Annotated in this window: 20 protein-coding genes; 6 read left to right on the forward strand and 14 right to left on the reverse strand. The window is 64.5% G+C overall.

The window, feature by feature from the left end; genetic code table 11:
- The first annotated feature begins 8 nt into the window (after positions 1 to 8).
- The 4 genes from J2W78_RS16240 to J2W78_RS16255 are packed head-to-tail and all read left to right on the forward strand — an operon-like array spanning position 9 to position 6,184.
- Complete coding sequence (locus J2W78_RS16240; protein WP_253372139.1) at positions 9 to 929, forward strand: OmpA/MotB family protein; 921 nt, start codon at positions 9 to 11, stop codon at positions 927 to 929.
- On the forward strand, positions 920 to 2,320 hold the full coding sequence (locus tag J2W78_RS16245; protein ID WP_253372142.1) for an EH signature domain-containing protein: 1,401 nt from the start codon (positions 920 to 922) through the stop codon (positions 2,318 to 2,320). Before J2W78_RS16240 ends, J2W78_RS16245 begins: the two co-directional genes overlap by 10 nt.
- The gene (locus J2W78_RS16250; RefSeq protein ID WP_253372144.1) at positions 2,320 to 5,319 is read left to right on the forward strand and encodes a DEAD/DEAH box helicase; all 3,000 of its coding nucleotides are present in this window, start codon (positions 2,320 to 2,322) and stop codon (positions 5,317 to 5,319) included. The genes J2W78_RS16245 and J2W78_RS16250 overlap by 1 nt, the downstream gene beginning before the upstream one ends.
- A gap of 10 nt (positions 5,320 to 5,329) precedes the next feature.
- Positions 5,330 to 6,184 carry a hypothetical protein gene (locus tag J2W78_RS16255; protein ID WP_253372146.1) on the forward strand — a complete coding sequence of 285 codons (855 nt, stop codon included), beginning with the start codon at positions 5,330 to 5,332 and terminating at the stop codon, positions 6,182 to 6,184.
- 68 nt (positions 6,185 to 6,252) lie between these two features.
- On the opposite strand, the gene J2W78_RS16260 is transcribed toward J2W78_RS16255, so the two are convergent.
- From J2W78_RS16260 to J2W78_RS16285, 6 genes are all read right to left on the reverse strand, one after another.
- Positions 6,253 to 8,397 (reverse strand): hypothetical protein, encoded by a 2,145-nt coding sequence (locus J2W78_RS16260; protein WP_253372147.1) that lies wholly within the window; start codon positions 8,395 to 8,397, stop codon positions 6,253 to 6,255.
- Positions 8,345 to 10,300, reverse strand: a complete 1,956-nt coding sequence (locus tag J2W78_RS16265) for a hypothetical protein (RefSeq protein ID WP_253372148.1) — start codon at positions 10,298 to 10,300, stop codon at positions 8,345 to 8,347. Before J2W78_RS16265 ends, J2W78_RS16260 begins: the two co-directional genes overlap by 53 nt.
- Positions 10,297 to 10,926: a hypothetical protein gene (locus J2W78_RS16270; RefSeq protein WP_253372150.1), complete on the reverse strand. Its 630-nt coding sequence runs from the start codon at positions 10,924 to 10,926 to the stop codon at positions 10,297 to 10,299. The genes J2W78_RS16265 and J2W78_RS16270 overlap by 4 nt, the downstream gene beginning before the upstream one ends.
- A gap of 106 nt (positions 10,927 to 11,032) precedes the next feature.
- On the reverse strand, positions 11,033 to 12,523 hold the full coding sequence (locus tag J2W78_RS16275; protein ID WP_253372152.1) for a DUF2235 domain-containing protein: 1,491 nt from the start codon (positions 12,521 to 12,523) through the stop codon (positions 11,033 to 11,035).
- A 143-nt stretch (positions 12,524 to 12,666) separates the two neighbouring features.
- A complete protein-coding gene (locus J2W78_RS16280; RefSeq protein WP_253372154.1) occupies positions 12,667 to 13,431 on the reverse strand; it encodes a hypothetical protein in 765 nt (254 codons plus the stop codon).
- Positions 13,432 to 13,609: 178 nt separating this feature from the next.
- Positions 13,610 to 14,908, reverse strand: a complete 1,299-nt coding sequence (locus J2W78_RS16285) for a hypothetical protein (protein ID WP_253372156.1) — start codon at positions 14,906 to 14,908, stop codon at positions 13,610 to 13,612.
- Positions 14,909 to 15,137: 229 nt separating this feature from the next.
- On the opposite strand from J2W78_RS16285, the gene J2W78_RS16290 reads away from it, so the two are divergent.
- On the forward strand, positions 15,138 to 15,965 hold the full coding sequence (locus J2W78_RS16290; RefSeq protein ID WP_253372158.1) for an abortive infection family protein: 828 nt from the start codon (positions 15,138 to 15,140) through the stop codon (positions 15,963 to 15,965).
- A 62-nt stretch (positions 15,966 to 16,027) separates the two neighbouring features.
- On the opposite strand, the gene mscL is transcribed toward J2W78_RS16290, so the two are convergent.
- A complete protein-coding gene (gene mscL / locus J2W78_RS16295) occupies positions 16,028 to 16,417 on the reverse strand; it encodes a large conductance mechanosensitive channel protein MscL (RefSeq protein ID WP_253372160.1) in 390 nt (129 codons plus the stop codon).
- Between the two features lie 413 nt (positions 16,418 to 16,830).
- Between mscL and J2W78_RS16300 the strand changes: the two genes are divergently transcribed.
- Positions 16,831 to 17,538 carry a sigma-70 family RNA polymerase sigma factor gene (locus J2W78_RS16300; RefSeq protein WP_253372162.1) on the forward strand — a complete coding sequence of 236 codons (708 nt, stop codon included), beginning with the start codon at positions 16,831 to 16,833 and terminating at the stop codon, positions 17,536 to 17,538.
- A gap of 62 nt (positions 17,539 to 17,600) precedes the next feature.
- Here the strand turns inward: J2W78_RS16300 and gyrB are convergent, their stop codons facing one another.
- The 7 genes from gyrB to J2W78_RS16335 all read right to left on the reverse strand — a co-directional run bounded on the left by gyrB (position 17,601) and on the right by J2W78_RS16335 (position 23,146).
- A complete protein-coding gene (gene gyrB, locus J2W78_RS16305) occupies positions 17,601 to 20,048 on the reverse strand; it encodes a DNA topoisomerase (ATP-hydrolyzing) subunit B (protein WP_253372164.1) in 2,448 nt (815 codons plus the stop codon).
- Between the two features lie 212 nt (positions 20,049 to 20,260).
- A complete protein-coding gene (locus tag J2W78_RS16310; RefSeq protein ID WP_253372166.1) occupies positions 20,261 to 20,884 on the reverse strand; it encodes a hypothetical protein in 624 nt (207 codons plus the stop codon).
- A 106-nt stretch (positions 20,885 to 20,990) separates the two neighbouring features.
- Entirely contained in the window at positions 20,991 to 21,635 is a 645-nt protein-coding gene (locus tag J2W78_RS16315) for an MBL fold metallo-hydrolase (protein WP_253372167.1), read from the reverse strand.
- A 72-nt stretch (positions 21,636 to 21,707) separates the two neighbouring features.
- Complete coding sequence (locus J2W78_RS16320; RefSeq protein ID WP_253372169.1) at positions 21,708 to 22,112, reverse strand: acyl-CoA thioesterase; 405 nt, start codon at positions 22,110 to 22,112, stop codon at positions 21,708 to 21,710.
- A gap of 85 nt (positions 22,113 to 22,197) precedes the next feature.
- Positions 22,198 to 22,341 (reverse strand): hypothetical protein, encoded by a 144-nt coding sequence (locus tag J2W78_RS16325; RefSeq protein ID WP_253372170.1) that lies wholly within the window; start codon positions 22,339 to 22,341, stop codon positions 22,198 to 22,200.
- 209 nt (positions 22,342 to 22,550) lie between these two features.
- Positions 22,551 to 22,832, reverse strand: a complete 282-nt coding sequence (locus J2W78_RS16330; RefSeq protein ID WP_253372171.1) for a hypothetical protein — start codon at positions 22,830 to 22,832, stop codon at positions 22,551 to 22,553.
- A gap of 128 nt (positions 22,833 to 22,960) precedes the next feature.
- Positions 22,961 to 23,146, reverse strand: a complete 186-nt coding sequence (locus J2W78_RS16335) for a YegP family protein (protein ID WP_253372172.1) — start codon at positions 23,144 to 23,146, stop codon at positions 22,961 to 22,963.
- Positions 23,147 to 23,166: the final 20 nt, after the last annotated feature.

Genomic DNA, 23,166 nt, shown 5'->3' on the forward strand with positions numbered 1-23,166 from the left:
CCCCAACGATGCTGACCGCGACCGACGAGCCAGCCGAAGAGAGCGAGAACTACTTCGTGTCCATGACGGACATGATGGTCGGCATGCTCTTCATTTTCATCATCATGCTCATGGTGTTCGCCCTGAATTTTAAAGTGGGCGACGACGATTCCAAGCGCATCAAGGACTGCCTCACGCAACTGCTGATGCGGAATGCGCAATTGAGCGCCGACATCAACACCAACGTGAACCGCATCCAGGATGAGGTCAGGGGTCAGGTCGAGGCGTTGGAACTCGCCGCCGATCAGCGCAGGCGCTTGCTCGCCGACATCAACCGGCGCCTTGTCGAACAGGACATCAAAGCCGAGATCGATGAGCGCAATGGCGTCCTCCGCCTCACTGAGGCGGCGGTCCGCTTCGAACCGGGGCGCTCGGACTTGGACCAGTCCGCCCGCTACACGATAGCCCGGGTCGGACGCATCCTCGCCGCCGTCGTGGCCGACAACGCTGCATGCAAGGGCACGGCGGTCGGCAGGGACTGCAACGCGACGCGTGGGGCAGGGCTGGAGACCATCTTCATCGAAGGCCACACCGACACCACCGGCGTGCCCGACGCCGCAGAGCGCGACCGCCGAAACTGGTTGCTCTCGACGGAGCGCGCCACCTCCACCTATCGCGAGATCCTGGCGGGCTCGCCCGAGTTGCGCGAGTTCCGCAACCGGCGCGGAGAGCAGATCGTGTCGGTCTCCGGCTATTCCTCCACAAGGCCCATCGCCGCGGGGGACGACAGGACGGTGTGGGCGCGCAACAGGCGTATCGACCTGCGGTTCGTGATGGACGCGGACACGACCATCAACCTGCGGGACATCATCGCCTTGAACGAGCAGGTGAAGGCGCAGATCGCGCGCTTGGCCGCAATAAGCGACGAGAGCGTCCAGGCATGCAAATGAAGGCCGCGTTGGCCGCCATCCCCGGCCGCGTCATTAACCTCCCAGCGGTCCCAGCCGTATCACGGGTGAGCGCGGCCGCGGCGCTCATAGTCGACCCCGGCGTCACCCTGGAACAGCGTAAGCCCGACGACCTTGACCAGATCGCCGGTCGCCTCATCGACGCGTTTGAGACCGGCCGGATACCGGAACGTAGAGACCTCAACCAAGCCGCGTGGTGCATCTGGGAGGGCAGGCGGCCGCTTGCCGACATGCCCGTCGTGCTAGGAAGGTTGCTCGACCACGTTAGGAGGGGTGGCAAGCGGTCGGCGTTCCGTCGTCTGGCCGCAGTCTATCTTTCGAAGTTCGAGCCCCTGGAGACATCCGAACGGGCCGGCGTGATCCGACAAGTGGCCGACACCTTGAGAGGCATCGCACCGGACTTCACGGGCACCTTCTCGGATGCCGCCCGCACCCTTCATCTCTACGAACCCGACGAGGCGCCCCGTATCATCGCCGGCCGCGCCCTCGCGTCAAGGACGTCACCCAGCAAGGCCCTTGAGGACGCGGGTATCCGTAACCTGGCGGCCGAGGGCGGCCTTGCCGAGGCGGCATTCCTAGCCGGCCTTCGTCAACTCGCCTCGGACATGGGCCTGAGCCATCAGGACCGGCTGGCACGCATCTCGGAATGGGGCCTGCGACGCAACGGGACGGTTCTCTACGAGCAGCATCGAGGGGCTCTCGTCGATGCGCTTGTGCTTCCTTACGGCGACACGCTGCCCCCAAGGGACATAACCGACCTGTACCTCAGGTTCTTGGTGTCCAAGTTCGGCGATCCCCGGTTGCGACAGGCGTACTGGATGCCGATGCGCTCGGTCGACACGGTCAGGCGCTGGCTGACGTCTCTGTCGCTTCGCCAATTCCTCGACGTCGTCGACCGGGGTGCCAAAGCCAGCCAATGGCAATACCGGCGCGCCTTCTGGGAGGCGGTTCATCGCCGCGAGCTCATTTCGGACGCTTGGGTCGTTTTCGACGATTTGGGAGACCTGACGGCACGGAAGCTATTCAAGGTCGAGGCTCCCTACGCCCGTTTCGCAGCCGGTGCCGCCAATCAGGTCGAACAGGGTCAAGCGGTCCTGTTGCTGCGCGTCGGCGCCGGCATCATCGCGGAATGGAGCCAGAACGGCCGGTGCAACGTATGGCATTCGACTTCGGACCCGACTGCACCGAAACTGAGCCGTTCCAGGTACAATACGAACGAGGTGAGGCTGTCGCCCGGGCAGCAAGCGGAATTCACGCGGTCAGGGATCAGGCACGATGGCTCCGATGGGTACCGTTGGCAGTCGAAAGTGGCCGACGAGATCTTCGCCTTGACCAACGTCCGGATCATGGAATCGGAATATAGGCTCCCGTGATGGCGACGCGCTTCCGGTCACGCTGCGGCCTCGGAGCCGTTGAAGTCACCCTCGTTCATACCGGGTTATTCGGCGGCGCCAAGACGTTGCCGAGGAACGAGTGGGAAGGGCTAACCGGGGCGAAAGCCGTCGCGGCGCGCCACCTCCTACCCCTCGTCGCCGAAGGCGCAGCGCATTGGGAAGGCGACGCGTTGCTCGTCCGAAATGACGCGGCAGCGACCTTCAACGGCATGCTCGCCTCCCTCATCGGCCTACCTGAGTTGGCGCCACTTCTCGTGGACATCTCCTTCCACGGCACCATAGGCGAGAGCGGAAGCCGGATCGAGACCGCCTGGATGGAGGCCTCGCACACCCCCATCATGCCGAGGCGTACAGGCCTGCAGGTCCAGTGGGGTGAACGCGTCAGGCGCCTGGGCGGCCCCCTCTATTTCCTGACGGAGGCCATCGACGGCTTCAATGCCGCGGCGCCTGGCGACCTCGACGCGAAGGTCACGCGTTGGGGCGCGGTCACCGCGGCGCTCGCCGCGGTGAAGGGGGAGGAAATCAGCGCGGACGCCTACACGAAGAGTCTGACCGTCTTCCAGGCAGGGTCTTTCGCCCTGGACGTGAGGCACGCCCCAGGCACCATCGAGTTCTCGCCCATCCTCATGAGCCGTACGGTGGCGCGCTCGCTGGAGGATAACGCGCCCGTCTCCGAGGACGGGGGCGACGACTTCGACGAACTGGTGGACGACGAGGCCGCCACCCTCCTGGTGAGCGAGGACCGCAAGGCGTTCCTGCGCGCATTCGACAATGCCGCGGACGGCGTCCGCCGGTCCTATGCGCTCAGGCGGAACACGTACCTCCTGATCGACCCGGACCTGCAGCGGGCCCTGGACGTGGTGCGCGAGATGCGTGCCGCTCCCGAGGAGCGGAAGCGCGCCTTCCTGAGGAACCCGCGCACGGCCATCGCGACCAAGCTCGGCCTCGATACGGAGGACGCGTCGCTCTCCGCGATCTTCGTCGAGACGCAGCAATACTCGGATCGGGTTATTGGGCTCGGGGTATGGCAGCGACCCGAGCTGACCTGGCTCTCGAAGGCGGGCACCGAATGGCTGCCGGAGCGCTTCCCCGTCGAGATCGACGGCAAGCCGGACGAGATCACCCGCGAGGAGGCCGGCAAGCTAGGTCGAGACACGCGCGCGGCGGAGGATGCGGGTGAGGACGAGGTCCCCTTCAGGGAAAGCCACGTCCCGCTGCCGACCGCCCGCACTATCCTCGAAGGCGTCGGGATCGCCATCCGGGAACGCATGCCGGTGGATGCCGAGACCGGCCAGGTCGACGAGACGCCCGAGGATAGGGCCGACCGGCCGCGGCAAGGCGCCACCGAGCCGGTCGTTGTCCTGATCGAGACCAATTTCGAGGGGGTGACCTACGAGGTCCGGAGGCGACCCCGCACGGCCGTTATCCCCCTGGAGCCGCCAGCCGGGCGAATGGGCGCCACCCGCTTCAAGCCGCACCAGCAAGAGGGCTTCGATTGGCTCGTCGGGTCCTGGGTGGCCGGCTGGCCGGGAGTGCTGCTGGCGGACGACATGGGGCTCGGCAAGAGTTTCCAGGGCCTCGCTTTCCTGGCATGGCTCAAGGCGAACCGAGAGGCGGCCCGCGACCGCGGCGTGACCGGGGTCAGCAAGGGCCCTACCTTGATCGTCGCGCCGACCGCGCTCCTCCAGAATTGGGTTCAGGAGGCCCGGCGGCACCTCGCGCCCGATGCTCTCGGCAAGAACCTCGCTGACGTCTTCGGAGCCGGCATCAAGAAGTTCAGGAACCCGGACGAGGAGGCCAGGAAGCAGGGTGAGACGCTCGACTGGCGCAAGATCGCGGACCACGACTGGGTGCTCACCACCTACGAGACGCTGGCCGACAACCACGTCTCATTCGCGCGGATCAACTTCTCCGCCGTCCTCTTCGACGAGATGCAGAAGGTCAAGGACCCCGGTACGCTGAACACCTTGGCGGCCAAGGCGGTCAACGCGGACTTCATCCTTGGATTGACGGGCACCCCCATCGAAAACCGGGTCGAGGACCTGTGGTGCATCGTCGATAGGGTCTTCCCTGGATTCCTGCGGGACCTGCGCTCATTCTCGCAGGATCATCGGGACGGCGACCCCGAACGCTACCGTGCCCTCTCGGACCGCATGAGGAAGCCTCTCGACGGGGCACCAGCGGTCATGCTGCGGCGGATGAAGGAGGACGTGCTCGAAGGCTTGCCCGAGAAGCGCGTCCAGACCTACCGGACCGAGATGCCCACAGCACAGGCCGAGGCTTACGGGGACATCGTCGCGCGTGCCCTGGATGGAGGGCCAAGGGCCCGGGGCGCGATGTTGGAGATTATCCAGCATCTTCGCGCGGTCTCGCTCTACCCGGGCGACCCGGGTGAGGTTGACCTCGCTAGCGAGCGGGAGTGCTGGGATTGGATTGAGAGGTCGGCGCGGTTGGGCAAGACCTTCGAAGTTCTGCGCGACCTCCAACGCAGGGGTGAGAAGGGGCTGGTTTTCGTCGAACAGCGCGCGATGCAGAAGCTCCTCGCTGGAGCGATGGCCACGGTGTTCGGGATGGACAGGCCCCTAATCATCAATGGCTCCGTCGCTGGTAGCCAGCGCCAGAATATGGTTGATGATTTCCAGGCGCGACGCCGGGGCTTCGACGCCATGATCCTCTCTCCGAAGGCGGCTGGGGTTGGACTGACCATCACGGCGGCGAACCACGTGATCCACCTTAGCCGCTGGTGGAACCCGGCCGTTGAGGACCAGTGCAACGACCGCGTCTATCGGATCGGGCAAGAGAAGGCCGTGACCGTCCATATCCCCATCGCGGTGCATCCCACGCTGGGGGACAGAACCTTCGACGTGACGCTGCACAAGCTTCTCGAACGTAAGCGGGAAACGTCGAGGAACCTGCTCATGCCGCCGGTCTCCGACGCCGATCTCACCGAGGTCTTCAATATGAGCATGGCGGCTTAGCGGGGGCGCGATGAGGATCTTCGCGAAGCGGTTCTACGGCTTCGACCCGGTTTCCCGCCCCGTCGTTGCGTTCGGCAAGGAGGGCAACCGTGACGCCTTAATCACCGCCTCTTCTCCGGGGGACCTCATTGTCTACGTGGGCACGCAGGGCGAGCCGACGGCTGAAGGCGAGCGTGGCCGCCTGCTCGGAATCGCCGAGTTTGCCCGCGTTGCAGTCGATGCCCGAGACCTGATCGACCCCGCCACCTTGCGCTCGTTCGACGTGAACCCGGACGGCTCGCTGGCGTGGCCGAAGGGCCTCCCGATCTTGCGGGCATGGCGGTTCAGAGAACCTCGTCTCAAGCTGCTCGACGTCCTGCGCGAGCAGCTCACCTTCGAGGCGACGGTGCGCGCGGTCAAACTGGACGAGGCCGATGCGCGAGCCGTCCTGGCGCTCCCGCGGGATGAGGTCGTCGTGCCGACGCATCCCGTTATCGAGCGCCTGACCAAGCTCAATCAAGCCCTGGGACACGGTCGTCCCACCACCGGCCCGGTGCCGGTCGATTGGGAGGGAACGGTGTCCAGAAGCGTCGGCTCGGAGGCATGGACCTATGCCATGCGTTTCGGCCGACGCAACATCTGGAAGGTCGGGCACGCTCAGGACACCGCCGTACGGCAGGCCGAGTTCAACCTGCACGTCCCCCACGAGGAGCTCGGTGAGAGGTGGGAGCTTCGGCTGCGGCAATGCTGGCCGGACTCGGTGCAGGCGTACGGGATGGAACAGCGCCTCTTTCGCGGCATGGCCGCGTTCCGCACCGAGGGGGAACGTTTGCGTTGCTCTGAGACGCAGATGCAAACAGCCTGGACGGCTGCCCTCTGTGCTTAGTCTGAAGTCCCCCATGAACCTGCGCTGTCGGACGCTGGAGTTGAGGGCCCACATACGACGGTGAGGCGTCAACGCTTCTTCGTCGGCGTCGGGGAAGCAGCGTCTTGAGCGTCGGCAGCCGGCCGGCCTCGCCCGCGGCGGCTCGGGCGAGAGGCGGGGGCGGTAGCAGCCTTTGCGGCGGCTTTCGCCGTCTTCGCCGCCTCGGTCTTGGCCTTGGATACTCTCTTCACGGCCTCCACAGTCGCCGCGCTCGGCGCGATCCGACGGCCGGGAACTTTCACAATCAGCACACCCCGCCGGGTCCCGTCACCTAGGAGGTCGCCCACCTCGGTCCGGTAGAGAGTTCTGAAGTGGCCTGAGAGGCCGCCCTTCGTCGTGAGATCTAGGACGAGCAGGATGCCGATGGGGAGGTTGGTGTTCTGGTAGAGGGCGGTCTGGTCGCCGTAGGAGGCCAGAAGGTTCTCGAACGACGCGTCTTCCTCCTCGCGCTTCACCTCCGTGATGAACCTCACGCCATCCACCTGATGCACTACGTCGGCACGGCCGGCGGCGACGCCTCGCAACTCGTCGACGGTACCGAACTTGGCCGTCCGGATGAACCTCATGAAATCCTGCTGGATCTCCTTCTCCAAGGGATCGGTCTCCCCTTCACTGGTGAAGAGGTAAGCTACGGTCGGGTCGACCCCCGGGCTCGGGTCCATCCGACTTTCGAGGAAGAGCAGCGTCTTATAGACCACCGCCTGCACGATGATCCTCACGGTCGGGTTGGTGTCGAAGTAGGGTATGCCCTCGAACGCCGGGAGCACGACCGCCAGCGCCTCCATCAAAGTCGGTGTGAGTGAGCGGACCTCGAACGTGTTGACATTCGAGATGACCTCCCGGGCGAGGCGCTCCTGTAGTTCGAACGACGGTGAGCCCTGCTCAATGACGGCGGCGACCGTGGGGCCTAAGGTCGCCGCCCCGGGAGGGTCCGGGTCCGCCCCCTTTCCGAGTGCGGCATCGGTGCGCGTGATGAGGTGAGAGGCTGCGGCCCCGAGCTCGGAGGCGCCGTGGGCTCCGAGCCAGTCCCGCAGCGCGTAGAGCTGCTCACGGTGTCGAGCGAAGTAATCCTCGATCCGAGGACGCACCAGCCATTCCAGGCCCCCGTCGCTCGACCGCCGGAAGATGGTCCGGTTCGCAGAGTAGACGGCGAGCAGCTCATTTTCGATGATGCGTGCCGCATCCCACCAGGACGGCTTGTCGAGGCTGGGTCCCAGCGTCGCGAGCCGGATCGCCAACGATGCCCAGGCGGACACCTCCGCCGCTTTCGCACCGTTGAGGAAGTCACCGTCCTGATGGGAATAGGCCGAGTAGGCGAATGCCTCTCGGCCGAGTTCATGCACCCGGTCAGCCCACCCCCCGACGCGCTCCTCGTAGAAGTCGTCCAGCAGACCTATCGCCAGCGAGAGCACACGCGCGTCTGAACGGGCCTCCCGCATGGCCGACGCCGCATCGAACCGAATGCGAGCTTCTCGCAGTCGGTTCAAAGCGTCGAGGCCGCTGGTCGCCTGCAGGGCCAAGCCTACGCGCTCCATGCCGAGCTCGAACGTCGCCTCGTCCGCGGCATCGGCCACGTCGAGGAGCCCCTCAAGGAACTCGACGGTCGCGTCGTTCGGCGTTTCCGCGTGCAGGAGACCGGCAATGCGCGCGGCGTGCGCAAGGAAGCTGGCGTCGTCGTCCGGCTCGCAGTTCACGACGAACGCCGACAAGCTGATGGAACGGCGCGAGCTCTGACGCTTCATGAGGAGCGCGCCACGCAGCGCGGCGGTCCGCACGCTGGCCATGGCCGCGCGGTCTCGGGCTAGCGCGAGCCACCGTTTGAACCACCGACCTTCGACCGGCTCCGGTAACGGCGGCCGATCCGCAACGAGGTCCACAAGGGCATTGATGCCAAAATCGTCGGCGAGCCGGTCAACGAGCTCGCCGGAGAACGACTGCATCGCCGCGTCCTCCAAGTCGGCCTCGTCGAGTACGAGGGAAAAAAACTCCGGTGCGAACTTCGAGCCTGCGACCACCTCAGGAGCGGCCAGGATCGATCCCAACCCACCGAATTCCGCAGCCGAAGGCCGCCGCCCCTCGGTCAGCGCCGCGGTCATCCTTTCATCGAGTGCGTCCACAGGCTCACCAGAGGTAATCGTCCCCTTCAGCGTACAGCACGCGGTCGCGAGGCACATGGGCGCGGATGGTCTCGTTGTTGATGGATGCCACGAAGACCTGCAGGTGCGGGATCTCCTTGGCGATTTCCGCGAGCCCCGCGATCAGGTTCGCATAATCGCGTCCGACCATCTCGTTCGCCCCAGGCGAATCGATGAGGAGGAGACCAGGATGTCGCCCGAGGCCACGCCTCTCAGCCACCTTGATGATGGCCAGGGTGGTCGCGACCTTCAGCCGGACCCGCTCGCCGTCGGTCTGCTTAGAGAAAGACGTCTTACCTCCGTCCTTGACCAGGAAGAGGTTGGTGTTCCCCTTGAGGTCGGCGCTTTCCAGGCTCTCCACGCCGAAGCGCACCGCATACTCCCTGATGAGATCGGAAACCTCGGCCAGGAGTTCGTCCTGCAACGGCTTGTAGGCATCCTTAGTGACCTGCTCGGCGAACTTGAGCACGGCTTGGTCGTCGACCGGCGCCGGCACGGCGACTGCCTCCGCATCCAGTTCCTCTTTCTGGGCTTCCTTCCGGACGATCTCTAACTGTAATGCCGCGGCGGGTGATGGCTGGGCCAGCGCCGACTCGATGCGACCGCAATCCCTCTCGGCATCCGCCACTTCGGCACGGGCATCCTTGAGGGCCTGACCGACGGACGCGTGACGCGCCTTCTGTGCCTTGGCCTCCACCTCCGCGTCGGCGACCGCCTTCTTCAAAGCGGCTTCCTGCGCTGCGGGGTCGCCCTCCGGCTCCTCGTTCGAACGGCACACGACGCAGGTGTGGCTCTCGCTGGTTGCGACACGCCGGTCCTCGTCGAACACCTCGTCGCAGCGAGGGCAACAAACCGGATCGAGCGACCTGAACACCCTCTTAGCGGCACGCCCGTCCTTGAAGTCCACTAAGTCACGCCGGGCGGCCGCATATGCCTCCTTCGCCGCTTCGACGTCCTCGTCGACTTTGGTAAGCATGCGCAAAGCGAGCCGCTCACGCGTCTGCGCATCCGCGAACGCGCGGTTCGCCGCCCGCAGGGCGGCCCGCTGGTCCTCAGGCTTCGGCAGCGCATCGAGCTTCTTGCGAAGGTCCCTGATTTCCGCATCAAGTTCGGCGATGCGCCCCAGGCGCCGGTCGCGCGTCCGCTCAAGCGCAACGGACGCCTCGCGCGTATCGGTCTTGATGCGATTTTGCGCCGCGGCCACGTCGCTTGCGGCGTTCGTCCAAGGCACGCCGAGGTACATCTGCATCATGCGGGTGCCGAGCCCCGCGTAGGTTCCGGTGCCGAAGAGAACGGACGGGCTGGGCTCGATCACCATGGCCCCGGACAACCACACCCAGTCGTGAGGTTGGTCGATGCCTTTGCCCTGCCGCTCGATGTGGGTCACCATCATCTGAAGGCCGAGTTGATCCATGAAGAAGGCCGACATCACGGCCTCGAAGTCGTCCTCGGTCGAGAAGGAGGCCTGGGCCTGCCGGCTTTTGTCGTCCACGCGCCACAGCGTGCCGGCCGACGCAACGGCATCTGCGATGTCGACCTCGTAGAGGTGCCCCTCCAGCGTGAACCGCATAGTCACAGTGTGGAACCAGTCCGCCATCTCGCTTGGCACCCCGTCACTACGGCGCCCGTTGAGGCACCAACGGAGCATCGAGAGCAGCGTCGACTTACCCCTGAAATTCCTGTCGCTGAGGATGGCCGTGAGACCGGGCCCGAGATCGTCCCAGGTGAAGGAGATCGGCCCGGGCGCCCTCTCCCCCTTCCTCTCACCGGTGAACGCGAGCGAAAGGATGCAGAGGCGCTTGGGCACCGCGATTGACGGCTTATAGGCCACACCATGACGGGCGAGAACGGCCCGAACGTCCTCTACGCCCCGACCGGATTTCGATGCAATCTGCGCAATCAGCGAGGACGCATCGGTCCGTTGCAGTTCGCTCGCCATCATGCAGCCTTCAGCTTTTCGAGACGGAGCCGGACGCGCTCGGCAGTCGTCGGGATGATCTGACCCGTAGCCGCATCGTGGTATTCCTTCTGCTGATGCTGCCGAGCCTTTAGGTCGTAGCCCCCGCGTCCGCTCGCCACGCGCAGGACGAGATCGACGCGCTGGTCGTACCAGCCCATCTCCGGCACCCCGGCCACGATGCGGTCCAGCAAGTTGACGGCTCGGTCTCCGACAAGGAAGTCGTGTTCGTCGTTGCCCTTCTGCTTCTGGAGGGAGCGAAGCATCACCAACCCCCTGCTTTTGAGGATGCTGAGAACGGTGTCGAGGGGTTCGTAGGCGCCGAAATAGCGACGCAGCATGGGTACGCGACGAAGGTCAGGCTCTTCCTCCGCGAAGATACCGTCGGCGATGTCGAGGTATTCCTGGTCGCGCGTGAGTTCGTAGAGCGTGAGGAGTTCATCCGCCAAGTAGTCCGGGTAGCGGACCCAGAAGTCGAGCGCCTGAACTTTGGTCTCACCCCTGAACACCCGGTGATACCCGTCGACGGGCTCGCCTCCATAGGGCGTGCTGCCCTTCACCAAGATGAAGAGGATGCGCAGGGCATTCCGGTGGTAATCGACCTTGGCCATCCTGAGAGTGCCGTTCGAGCCGTATTCGAGTGTCGTCCGGAGAATCGGTCGGCCAAGCTTACACCGCGCGAGCGGGGGGCGCAGCGGTAGGCCGTACGCATGAAGGCTAGGAGTTAGCCCGAACGGCGTCGGGTGAGGCGGCTGCCGTCACATAGCCGGCCTTGAAATCCTCGTGAGATGCCAAGGCCTCGGGCCGGTAGGCGCCCCTGCCGGCGCACTGCGTCACCTCGGCCATCTCGAACCGCTCGTAAACGGTCGGGTGAACCGGGGCGCCGGGCGGAACCGTCCGTGGCTTCACAGGCCAACCAAACCGGCCCAGCCGGGGCACCAGCCAGCGGGGGAAGATGCCGGCAATGGTGTCGCGCATGCTGGCGACCTCGCAGTGTTGCATGCCGTCCGCGGCCGGGTGCAGGCGCAACCGCCCGTTGCCAGGCTCGCCCGGCACCATGCCATCGACCAGCAGCGGGTTCGGAATGGTCGTCGCCTCCTCGACCATCCAGCCCAGGGCGATGTCGGATAGCCGGCTCTCGGCCTCGGGGTAGCTGCCTCCGATGTCGGAGTGGTTCCCCGCGAACCACATCTGGACGAGCGGCTCCGGCTCGTCGCCGACCTTCTCACGGACCGCACCCTTCTTGCCCCACCCGACCGGCGGGAAATCGGCGCGGGTCTCGTCGATGGCGAGCGCGTGCCGAGCGTAGCCGACGTGACCGGAGAGGAGGCGGTCGTAGTTGCCTGAGCGCCACTGCGCGAGGTGCCGATGGGTCTTCCCGTCGACCGGGCTCTTCTCGATGGTCTTCACCGCCGTCGGTAGCCAGCGCAACAGGATGAAGGCGCCCATCAGAGCCAGGATGGAAACGAACGGTCCCCAGAAGCCCGTATCGAACGAGAGGTCGAGCAGCGCCGCCGGCACCGCCGCTACGAGGGCGGCGAGCAGCGCTAAGCCTGCGCCGATGCCCCAGCGCAGCGGACCGGTCGAACCGAGCGAGGCCACGGTGTCGAAGACGCCTACGAAGTGTGGGGCTACGTTCGAGCGGAGCTCGTCGCCCGAGCCGTACCTATGTCGGAAGCGCCTGGCGAGCTCGAAGCGCTCCTGCTCGTACTGCGCCCGAGGCGAGCCGGCTCCGTACTCGTAGACCTGCAGAACCGCCTCCTTGGCGATGGCGCGCGTTGCTCGGCGGAACCGGGGCAAGTAGCCATCCGGCGCCGTGGTCGGCACCCCACAAAGGAACAGCACGTTGGCTACGCACCGAGCCGTGTAGGCGCCCCGGCTAAAGCCCACGAGATAGATCCGGTCGCCCGGCTCGTAGTGGTTGACGATGAACTCGTAGCAGTCGGTGATGTTTTTTGTGATGCCCAAGCCGGTCACAGAGGACAGCAGCTTCTGGAGCCGACGGTACGCACCGAGGAAGCCAGTGGCCGACCCGTCGGTGCCCAGCCCGGGGTCGTAGAAAGCGACTTGGTCGCGCGGGTCGATGCCGCTGTCCGGGCCGACCCGACAGACGCGGTAAAGCTTGTACACGTTGCTGAGCCGCTGCTCCTCGCGCAGCCCACCTTCCTGGCCGGTGCCATCGGAGAAGACCACGATGTTCTTCGGCATGGCCCCCCCGGAACGCCTGGGCACGACTTCCCGTCGGCCAAGATACCCAACGTATTGGTTCGTCCTTTGTTCCGGCCACGCTCGTAACCGGTCGCGCGGAACTTTCCGCTTCTCCTTAGTAGACCGCGTGGTCTACCTTTCCTTCATCGGCTGAGGATGGTCCGCGACGAGAACTGCCGGTCGCTGCGATAGAGGCTCTCGACGATGCGCCCGTCGTCGCCATGGAAGATGGCCGAGACCGCGTATTCGTCAGTTTTCCGGAATACGATGCCGGTCTCGTTTTCCGGTGTTGGTCCGTATGGAAGCGGGAATACTTCGACTTCGGCATCGGAATAGGCTTCGCGGGTGCCCGCGTAGGGGTCCGCCTTGCCGGCGCCGGAACCCTGACGATAGGCATGGAAGCGCCGAAGTGCATCCTCGATGCGTGTTCGGAAGTGCCGATCCTTGACCCGATGAATGGCGTCCAGCAGGACCTTGTGCTCCCTCTCATCGTGCAAGGGCCGCCGGCGGCCGACATCAGGTTGCCTACGGTTCCGCAGGAAGACCAGCATGCGGGATAGGTCCAGGTAACAGTCCAGCAAGTCGTCGTCTGATAGCGAGCTGCGGCTTTCCGCATATGGCACGAAGTGGCGGGTCCCGATCCGGTCGAACTCCTCGAAGCGGGCCAGCCTGGTGACGAGAGCATGCTCATCGGCCCAGAGCCGGTCCGGGCTCTTCGCCGTTTCCCGCTCCCAATTCCACGCCTTCTCATACGCCCGGCGCATCAGCTCGGGATCGGCTTCCATGATGAGGTTTGCGAACTCCCGCCTGAGCGTCTCTAAGTAGCGGCACTCGGCCTCATCGAGGTTGCGGGCGGCCTCGATGAGCTTGGCCTCCAGCCCTCCCGTTATCCATCTAAACAAACCCACGATTCGCCCCCTTTACGCTGCTGAGAGCGTAACAGACGACATGCGCTCGTTGCGATGAGCCCTCGGCGTGGCGGTCGTCATCGGCCTGCTCTACGAGATGCCATCGCCGGTTGGGTCAAAGCCCGGAGTTTGAACGACTTGGTACACGCCTCAAGACGATTTGAGATCGATCCAGGTCTCAGCCCGTGGAAACGATCTCCTTCTCCCACCTGTCGATGATGTTATCGAGCCGTCGAAATATGCCGGCATCTAAGTCGGGATCGACGACAAGGGCAGCATTCACAAACCCTGGCGCTCCTTCCACGGCGGGCAGTCTCCAGGCGTTGTACCCGATGACGCCGTCACGTGTGCCTTTGGGCGGCGTCCGCCATTCCCTCCACCGAGATGCAAGCTCCGGGCTGGTGCGTTCGAGCTCCTCGAAGTCGATGGTCCAGTGGCGGTCTGAGACGGTCCCGAATTCAGGAGTGAACCGGGGCAAGAGATAATCGCGGACAATGTTGTCGAGATCGTGGAGCACCCCAGATGGCGTATTGAAGTCAGGGCGGACGATAAGCTGCAGCCCAACAGGTACGACCAGCGGCTTCAGCAGCCAGTCCCACCTTGCCTTAAAGCAAGCTATCGCCGAGTCGATACGATGTCGGAAATCATTCGAATTGCCACGCGCGGTCGGGAGCTCGCCTACATCAATGCGAAAAGACGATTTTCGCATCAGTTGTACCCAGGCCTCAGGTTCAATGGGCTGAAACGGCCCTCTCGGACACCTATAAAGATAGGCCAACATTTCGATGTCAAGAATCGATTTACGCAAGAAGACGTCCTGCGCCCCGCTCCTAGTGAGTTTCAGCATCGCCTCATAAAGCAGATCACCCATCCTGCTTCGCTGTGCAGCCTCATTATCCTTCATTCTTTTCAGATCACGGATCGCTTCTTCCCTTATCTCCTTCTCGTACTCATCTTGGGGGTTGTCGTAGTACAGCGCCATCATGGCTTCTAACCCCAACTCGACATCATCGAGCATCGATCTCAGTGGTCTGGCCTCGACGGAGATGGAGGGATAATCCTCCCCGTGGCGGCATAGAACTTCAAGTGCATGGATTTGGGAGTCATCCTTATACAGTAGGCTTTTTTGCCGAATGCCGACTCGTGCTTCGACCATCCCGAACAGATCCAGCAGATTTTTGGCGATAGTATGCACGTGCGGCGCGGTTTTGCTCGTTGTTGCAAGGTCAACACGCAGAGCGATACTGCCCCTGAATGAAGACCTCTTCAACTCGCTCATTTTTTGCGCCAATGTTTCTTGAAATGCATCCTTGTCTTTGGCAGACATCTTTTTGGATTGAGGCTCTATATCGTCGATCCAAATTCGCAGCCGCTTGTTCTTGCGGCGTCGATATTGAGCCAGCTTTCCCTTTGGCGTCTCCATGAATGGGCGTGCGGAAACCGGTGAACTGCCCGAACGCCGTCTGCTACGCCTCATCCGATCTGATCCTTAGCAATCTGTGGCCAACACTATGCAGCCTTTGGGCATTGAACCAACGATGGCCGCTCCCGCTCGAAATGATATCTCAGGTTGCGGAGCGATATCGGGCATGGAACCGACAGGACCGCTCCGAGCAGGCTATCATAGCAAGCGCATTTCAACGGTCGGCACGATATACAGGCGACATGGCCAAGGGCCGTCCACGCAGAATCATACGAGGTTGGAAATGCCGACGGCGCGGCGCATCCCCGACGTCTTTCAGGATGATGAAAGGCTAGCAGGCCGCCTGAAGGTTGCTCTCGCCGAAGCGCTATCGCGCCGATTTGGCGAAAGCGACTGGAAGAAGTTTGCGGCCCTCCATGGCCTGACTGAGCGCCTGGAGCGCCATCCTCGCTTCTATCGGAGCTTGAGTTGGGGCGACGACGATCACGAAGGACATGTCGTCGATTTGGTAAACAACCTCTTTTCGGACGACGAGGATGCGTTCGCTGCCCTGTTCGATAACAAGGATGTGCGGTTCTGGCTCGCAACGCATGGGTACCGAGACATCGTCGAGTTATGGGAAGGTACTGGCGATCCACTGTTGGCTGCCCTTGCACACGGAATGTCCGAGGTCAGCGCATCCCGCGATATTGTGGACCTTGATGCCTACGCGGCACGCATCGAGAAGTCCCTTCCGTCCGATCCCCACGGTGCGCTCGGCGCAACCAAGGACATGCTCGAAGCGACAATGCGTTCGATCCTGCGCAAGCGAGGCGAGACCGATTTCGAGAAACTCGATTTTCCTGGGCTAACCGGGCGCTGCTTCACCCTGCTCGGAATGGCGCCGAACACGCCTCCGGCAACGCCGAGCGAAAAGTACCTGCGGAAGATGGCGTCCAGCGCCCGGGCGATGATCGAGAGCGCCAATGAGCTTCGGAATCTCGCGGGGACCGGCCATGGACGGGTCGTCGGTGAGGAGGTTGCGGTATCGCCTGACGACGCGAGCTTGGTCGGTTCGTCCGGCTTGGTTTTGGCGGCGTGGCTCCTTCGCCGGCACCAGACTGCTCCTTGAGGAGTCTCCAACGTGAGCGAGGCCGCCTTCTCTCGAAAGCAGCCTCGCCTAACGTCAGGTCACTAGCCCACCCAAAGCAGATGCCTCAAAGCGGGAATTTGATCTCGAAAACGTAACATTGCGCCCGAGATCACGTTCATGGCGCGAATCACCATGAACAGCACGAACGCGATGATCGTGAAGTTGACGGCGAGCGTCAGGAACTGGCCGTAGCCGATCACCGCGCCGACTTTCTTCGCCTCGGCATAGGGCATGCCCGCCTGCACCTTGGACGACAACGGGATGTAGTAGTTCGAGAAATCGAGGCCGCCGGTCACCGCGCCGATGATCGGCATGATGACGTCCTGAACCAGCGACGTGACGATGGCGCCGAACGCCGCGCCGATGATCACGCCGACGGCGAGATCCACCACGTTGCCGCGCAGCGCGAATTTCTTGAACTCTTCCAACATACTTGGACTCCTTGAACCACCGGCTCCGGCGCAGGCCGTTGCGTGCACAGCTATGCCGCAGGTCGTGGCCGCCAAGGCAAGCCGATAAAGAGGAAGCCCTGCCGATGACGGTTTGCCACCACGCAGCGTTGCCGATTCCCGCCGGTGCGAAGCGAACCAGCCGTACGCAATTCAAACGGCTAAGCTGAAAGCAAATCGCGGGACACTGCAATCTTCGGCCCCTGTCGCGCTGCGATCCGGCGATCTTTCAGAAAAACTCCGAAACAATTCCAAGGGCTGTGCGGGCGATCTGCTCTACCTGCTTAGAGGGATTGGGGCTTTTTCCGTCTCCGTTTAGCATCAGTTCATTTTTCAATTGCTACCGAAAGGTGACTACTTCAAACGCCCTGCCCTATCCCGAGGTGCCCATCCGGATGCCCGACGAACTGATTCGCAGCCAATTGCCGGAAGATCCCGGTTTTGTACGGGGTGAAGCGGCAAAAGCCGTTCCGCGCCAGTTGGCTCTCGCCTTGCGGGATTACTTCGATCTGGCGGAGCAAGCTCCGTTGCCGAGCCCGCTGGCGGCGCTGTTGCGGCAGTTCGAGACAGCTCTCGCCGCCCACGGCGGACAGGTCGAAGCCATCTTCCGCGACGATCTGGTGAAAGCGCTGCCGATGTTGCGCACCTTCGCGATCTCGCTCACGGCCAACCCGACCCGTGCCGACGATCTCGTTCAGGAGACGATGGTGAAGGCCTGGGCCAACCGCGAGCGGTTCACGCCGGGCACGAACTTCACGGCGTGGTTGTTCACCATCCTACGCAATCAGTTCTACACCGAGATTCGCAAGGGCCGCCGCGAAGTCGAGGATGCCGACGGCGTCCATGCCGGCACGCTCACCGCTCACCCCGACCAGGAGCACGCGGCGGGACTGCGGATGGTGATGAACTTGATCGGCACCTTGCCGCTGCCGCAGCGGCAGGCGCTTCTGCTCGTCGGTGCCGAGGGCTTCACCTACGAGGAAGCGGCCGAGCAGCTTGGCTGTCAGGTCGGCACAGTCAAGAGTCGCGTCAGCCGCGCCCGCGCCTTCCTCGTCGATTCGTACGAAGGCCTTCCGGATGGATTGTCGGCGGCACGGGCCTGACCCGGGCCACCGTCCATCGGCATCGTCCCGAGAGCCGTCACCGGCCCTTCGGGCTCACGCCATCACACGTCGAGATTCGCGACGCTCAGCGCGTTCTCTTGGATGAACTCGCGGCGCGGCTCCACCACGTCACCCATCAGCTTGACGAATAGGTCGTCGGCGTCGGTCGTATCCTTGACCTTTACCTGCAGCAGGGAGCGCACGTCGCGATCGAGCGTCGTTTCCCAGAGCTGCTGGGCGGTCATCTCGCCGAGGCCCTTGTAGCGCTGGAGCTGGAGGCCCTTCCGGCCGAACGCCATCACCGCCTCGAACAAACCAACAGGGCCGTAGAGTTCGGTCTCGTCCCCCTTGCGGGCGAGCGTCACCGGCTCCTCGTAGATCTCGCGCAAGGTCTCCGCCCGCTCGGCAAGTCGGCGTGCCTCCTGCGAGGCGAGCAGCGTCGCATCGAGGTTGGCGATCTGCGTCACGCTGCGAAGCGTCCGGCTGAAGACGTAGCCGCCCTCCGAGGCCGCCCCGGTCCAGCCCTTTTCGATCTCGTCGGCAATCCGGTCGAGACGCTTGGCGGTGCGGTCGGCCAGGACCTCGGCCTCACCGGGATTCTCGGCCACATCCTTGGCGAAGGCGCCGGCCAGAACCGATTGCTCGACCACCGAGCGGTCGTAGCGGGTGTGGAGCCCGTGCAGGATGCCGCGGAAGGCGCGCGCTTCCTCGACCAGGGTCTTGAGCTGGGCACCCCCGAACTCGGTGCCGGAGGCCAGCCGGAGCACGGCGCCCTCGACGCCCTGATCGATCAGGTAATCCTCCAGCGCCCGCTCGTCCTTGAGGTAGAGGGTCCGACGGCCGCGCTCCGCTTTGTAGAGTGGCGGCTGGGCGATGTAGAGGTGACCGCGGTCGATGAGCTCCGGCATCTGCCGGAAGAAGAACGTCAGCAGCAATGTCCGGATGTGCGAGCCGTCCACGTCCGCGTCGGTCATGATGATGATGCGGTGATAGCGCAGCTTATCCGGGTTGAAGCCCTCGCGGTCAGTGCTCGATCGGCCGATGCCGGCGCCGAGCGCGGTGATCAGCGTGCCGATCTCGGCCGAGGACAGCATCCGGTCGGCGCGTACCCGCTCGACGTTCAGGATCTTTCCACGCAGCGGAAGCACTGCCTGGAAGGTACGGTCACGGCCCTGCTTGGCCGAGCCGCCGGCGGAATCGCCCTCGACCAGCAGCAACTCGCATTTGCTCGGATCGCGCTCCTGGCAATCGGCGAGCTTGCCGGGCAGCGAGGCGATGTCGAGCGCGCCCTTGCGGGTGATGGTCTCGCGCGCCTTGCGCGCCGCCTCACGGGCGGCGGCCGCGAGCACGACCTTGCCCATCACCGATTTCGCCTGGGCCGGGTTCTCCTCGAGCCAGGTCGAGAGACCCTCGTTGAGGATGTTCTCGACCGCCGGGCGGACCTCGGAGGAGACGAGCTTGTCCTTCGTCTGCGACGAGAATTTCGGGTCCGGCACCTGCACGGAGATGACAGCGGTCAGCCCCTCGCGGCAATCGTCGCCGGTGAGCGAGACCTTCTCGCGTTTCGCGACGCCCGAGGATTCGGCGTAGCCGGTGAGCTGGCGCGTCAGGGCGGCGCGGAAGCCCGCCATGTGGGTACCGCCGTCGCGTTGCGGGATGTTGTTGGTGAAGGGCAGGACGGTCTCGTTGAACGAGTCGTTCCACCAGAATGCCACCTCGACGCGGATGCCATCGCGCTCGCCCAGCACGGTCACGGGCTTCGTCATGCCCTCGACCGACTTCCGGGACCGGTCGAGATAGCGCACGAAGGCCTCGACGCCGCCCTCGTAGCAAAGCTCCTCGCGCTTGTGCTCGGCGTGGCGCGCATCGGTGACGACGATGCGCACGCCTGAATTGAGGAAGGCGAGCTCGCGCAGACGCTTCTCCAGCGTCGGATAGTCGAACTCCACCATGGTGAAGGTTTCGGTCGACGGCAGGAAGGTCACCTCCGTGCCGCGCCGATCGCCCGCAGGGCCGACGACCTCCAGCGGCGCCACCGCGTCGCCGTGGCGGAACTCCATGCGGTGTTCCTTGCCCCCGCGCCAGATCCGCAGCGTCAGGCTGGTGGAGAGCGCGTTGACGACGGACACGCCGACGCCGTGCAGTCCGCCCGACACCTTGTAAGAATTCTGGTCGAACTTACCGCCGGCATGGAGCTGGGTCATGATGACCTCGGCGGCCGAAACTCCCTCTTCCCGGTGGATGTCGGTGGGGATGCCGCGTCCGTTGTCCGAGACCGTCACCGAGCCGTCGGCATTGAGCGTCACCGTCACGAGGTCCGCGTGGCCCGCGAGCGCCTCGTCGATGGCGTTGTCCACCACCTCGTAGATCATGTGGTGCAGGCCGGAGCCGTCGTCGGTATCGCCGATATACATGCCGGGCCGCTTGCGCACGGCATCCAGGCCCTTGAGCACGCGGATCGATTCCGCGCCGTAGCTGTCGGCGGGTTCGGTGTTCGGGGAGTCAGCCATAAAATTCCTCGGGCAGGCGGCTCTTGAGCCTTTTCTCGAGCCCGTACGGGCCGGGTGTGCCTGCTATTTCCGTCTCGTCTTCATATAGGCGTTCCCCCCTGATTTTGCATCGCTTTTTACGTCTGGAAAGCGTTGTTGCGTGCTCTTTGTGGACCGATCGCGTTAACGACGCGTAAGGGCTCTTCAGCACGCCGTCGCGCGAATGGACAACATCAGGTCGCGGGGTTCCCGCGTGCATCCTTGAGTTCGATCCGCGCTCCGGATCGAAGCGACAGCGCCTCCAGATCGGCTTTCAATCTCGCGCCGTTAAAGCTCCGTTCCGGGAAGGTGTCGGCGGAGGGCTGAAACGAAATCGTCGTTCCGCAATGATCGTCCGTGATCGCCCGGATGCCAAGCGGCGAGAGCTGCACACCGTGCCGGAATGCTAGATCGAACGACGTGCCCCCAATCCGGCTCTCGATCTGTAGCCAGTATGAAAGTGCGTTGACGACACACAGCCCCGTCTGTTCGACACCGCCCGCGAGATCTTTCGGATCGAGCCGCGTCATCGCGGCTTCCAACTCACTGATTTCGCCGCCGCTGCCCGGCTCGCCGGACAAGCCCGGACCATCGTCAGAGACAGTGCAGGAACCGTCAGCGTCGAGGCACACCCGAATACAGCCAGCGCAGCGACCGGAGCGCTCGCGAAGCGCATAACTCACGGTGGCGAGCACCATGTTGTGCAGCCCAGTCCCGTCCTCCGTATCGCCGATGTACATGCGCGGCCGGACGCGCACGGCTCCGAGGCCGAGAAAGACTCGGATCGAACCGGCATCGGACGCCATCATGTCGAGCACTCCCGCATCATCGCCCAAATAGCGCACGCTGCCGGCCCGACCGTTCGAGTCTCACCCGACACGGTGGCCGGCCGGTGAAGCCGTGCGGGCGACGATCCAGACCGTTTCATCCCTGCAGGAACGGGTTCGTCATCCGCTCCTGCCCGAGCGTTCCGGTCGGCCCATGGCCGGGGATGAAGGCGACGTCGTCGCCGAGCGGCAGCACCTTCTCCTTGATCATCCGGATCAGTTGCTCATGGCTGCCGCCGGGCAGGTCGGTCCGGCCGATCGACCCCTGGAACACCACGTCGCCGACCAGGGCGAAACGGGCATCGCGGCTCATGAAGACGACGCTGCCGGGGGAGTGGCCGGGGGCGTGCCAGATGTCGAAGGTCAGGCCGCCGACGGTGACCGTGTCGCCCTCGTTGAGCCAGCGATCCGGCGTGACCGCGCGGGCGCCGTCGATCCCGTAATTCGCGCCCGTCTCGGGCAGGGAATCGAGCAGGAACCGGTCGGCTTCGTGCGGGCCCTCGACGGGAACGCCGAGGCGCTCCTTCAGCTCGGCGGCGCCGCCCGCATGGTCGATATGGCCGTGGGTGAGCAGGATCTTCTCGACCGTCACGCCCTGCGCGCGGATCGCCGCCTCGATCCGGTCCAGGTCTCCACCGGGATCGACCACGGCGCCGGCCTTGGTGGCGTCGTCCCAGACCAAGGTGCAGTTCTGCTGGAACGGGGTGACCGGAATGATCGCGGCGCGGGGCGTGGCGGGCATACGGACTCGGCGGTTCGAGGATGTCGCCCCGGTTCTAGACCGTCACGCCGGGAAGCGCCAAGGGGAGGCGCCTCAGTCCTCGACCGGGATCGAGCGCGGACGGCCCGCCTCGTCGATGGCGACGAAGGTGAAGGTCGCATCGGTGACCTTTTCGCGAATCCGGGTCTGGAAGCGCCGCGCCCAGGCCTCCAAGTGGATCTTCATCGAGGTGCGTCCGACCCGGCCGATCCGGGTATAGACGCACAGCACATCCCCGACCCGCACGGGCCGGATGAAGGTCATTGCATCGACGGCCACGGTCACGACCCGGCCCTGCGCCCGCTCGACCCCGGCGATGCCGCCGGCCTGATCCATCTGCGACAGCACCCAGCCGCCGAAGATGTCACCGTTGGCGTTGGTGTCGGCCGGCATGGCGATCGTGCGCACCGTCAGGTCGCCGACGGGATGCTCGTCGCCCACATCGATCGTCTGCATCATCGATCCCCCCGTTCGCGCCGATTCGAACACGCGTTGTCGGACAGCGAAGCACGGGCGCCGATCCCGCGCCAGAGGCGGAACCGCGTCAGGGCATCAGGCCGAGAAGCTCCAGCCCGGCTGCGAGAAAGATCGCCGCAGCGCAGACGAACAGCTCGAGCGGGATGTCCTGCCAGGATAGGGTACGAGCGGGCGCAATCGCGCGCCGCTGCCGCGTCACGAGATCGATCATGGGACGTCCTCCGGAGCGACCCGTCTCACGCGGGCCATACTCGCTTGAACGCCATCCTATATCGGTCCGCGGCCTTTGGAAAAGCGCGGGGGCTGATCGGTCGCTCCAAGATGTAAGCACGAAAAAGCCCGGAGCGGTGACGCTCCGGGCTCAGATCGGAAACGATCGTCTTCAGAAGTCAGGCGTGACTCCCGAGGGATCCGTTCGGCTTAGTAGTAGAAGCGACGCGGGCCATAGAAACGGCGCGGGCCGTAAAACGGACGGCGGTAATACGGGCGACGGTAGAACGGGCGCGGGCCGTAGAACCGGCGGCCGTAATAGGGGCGCGGACCCCAGCCACGGCGGTAATATTGCGCCTTCTCGACGGTCGCGGGCGTGGCTTCGGTCACGAGCGCGGACGACGGGCCGACCGGGGCGGCCGACGCACCCTGCGGTGCCACCGCAGCGAGGCCAAGGACCATCAGCGCGGCAAGGAGGAGTTTTCTGAGCAAGTGGGCATTCCCTCTTCGGCAATCGCGAACGGACACGCCGAACCCGGCGTACCGCGCGAGCGAGAACGCACGAGGCCGCAAAACGGTTTCGCAAAAAATGAGCGCCTGCGGTGACCTATGAAACGGGGTCAGGCGATCTTCGTCGTCATGTCGACGACGGACGCCTGGGCGCTTCCCTTCACCAGTTCGATGCCGCGCTCGCAATCCTCGCGGCGAACATAGCTCTCACCGGAATCTGCGATGACGTTGCCGTTCTGGACGCGCAGGCGCCAGCGCCACTGCCCACCCGCATCACGATAGAGTTCGTAGCGCATCCCGCCTGATCTCCTGACAG

Origin of the sequence: Methylorubrum extorquens (genome assembly GCF_024169925.1) — a bacterium.
Lineage (GTDB): Bacteria > Pseudomonadota > Alphaproteobacteria > Rhizobiales > Beijerinckiaceae > Methylobacterium > Methylobacterium extorquens_A.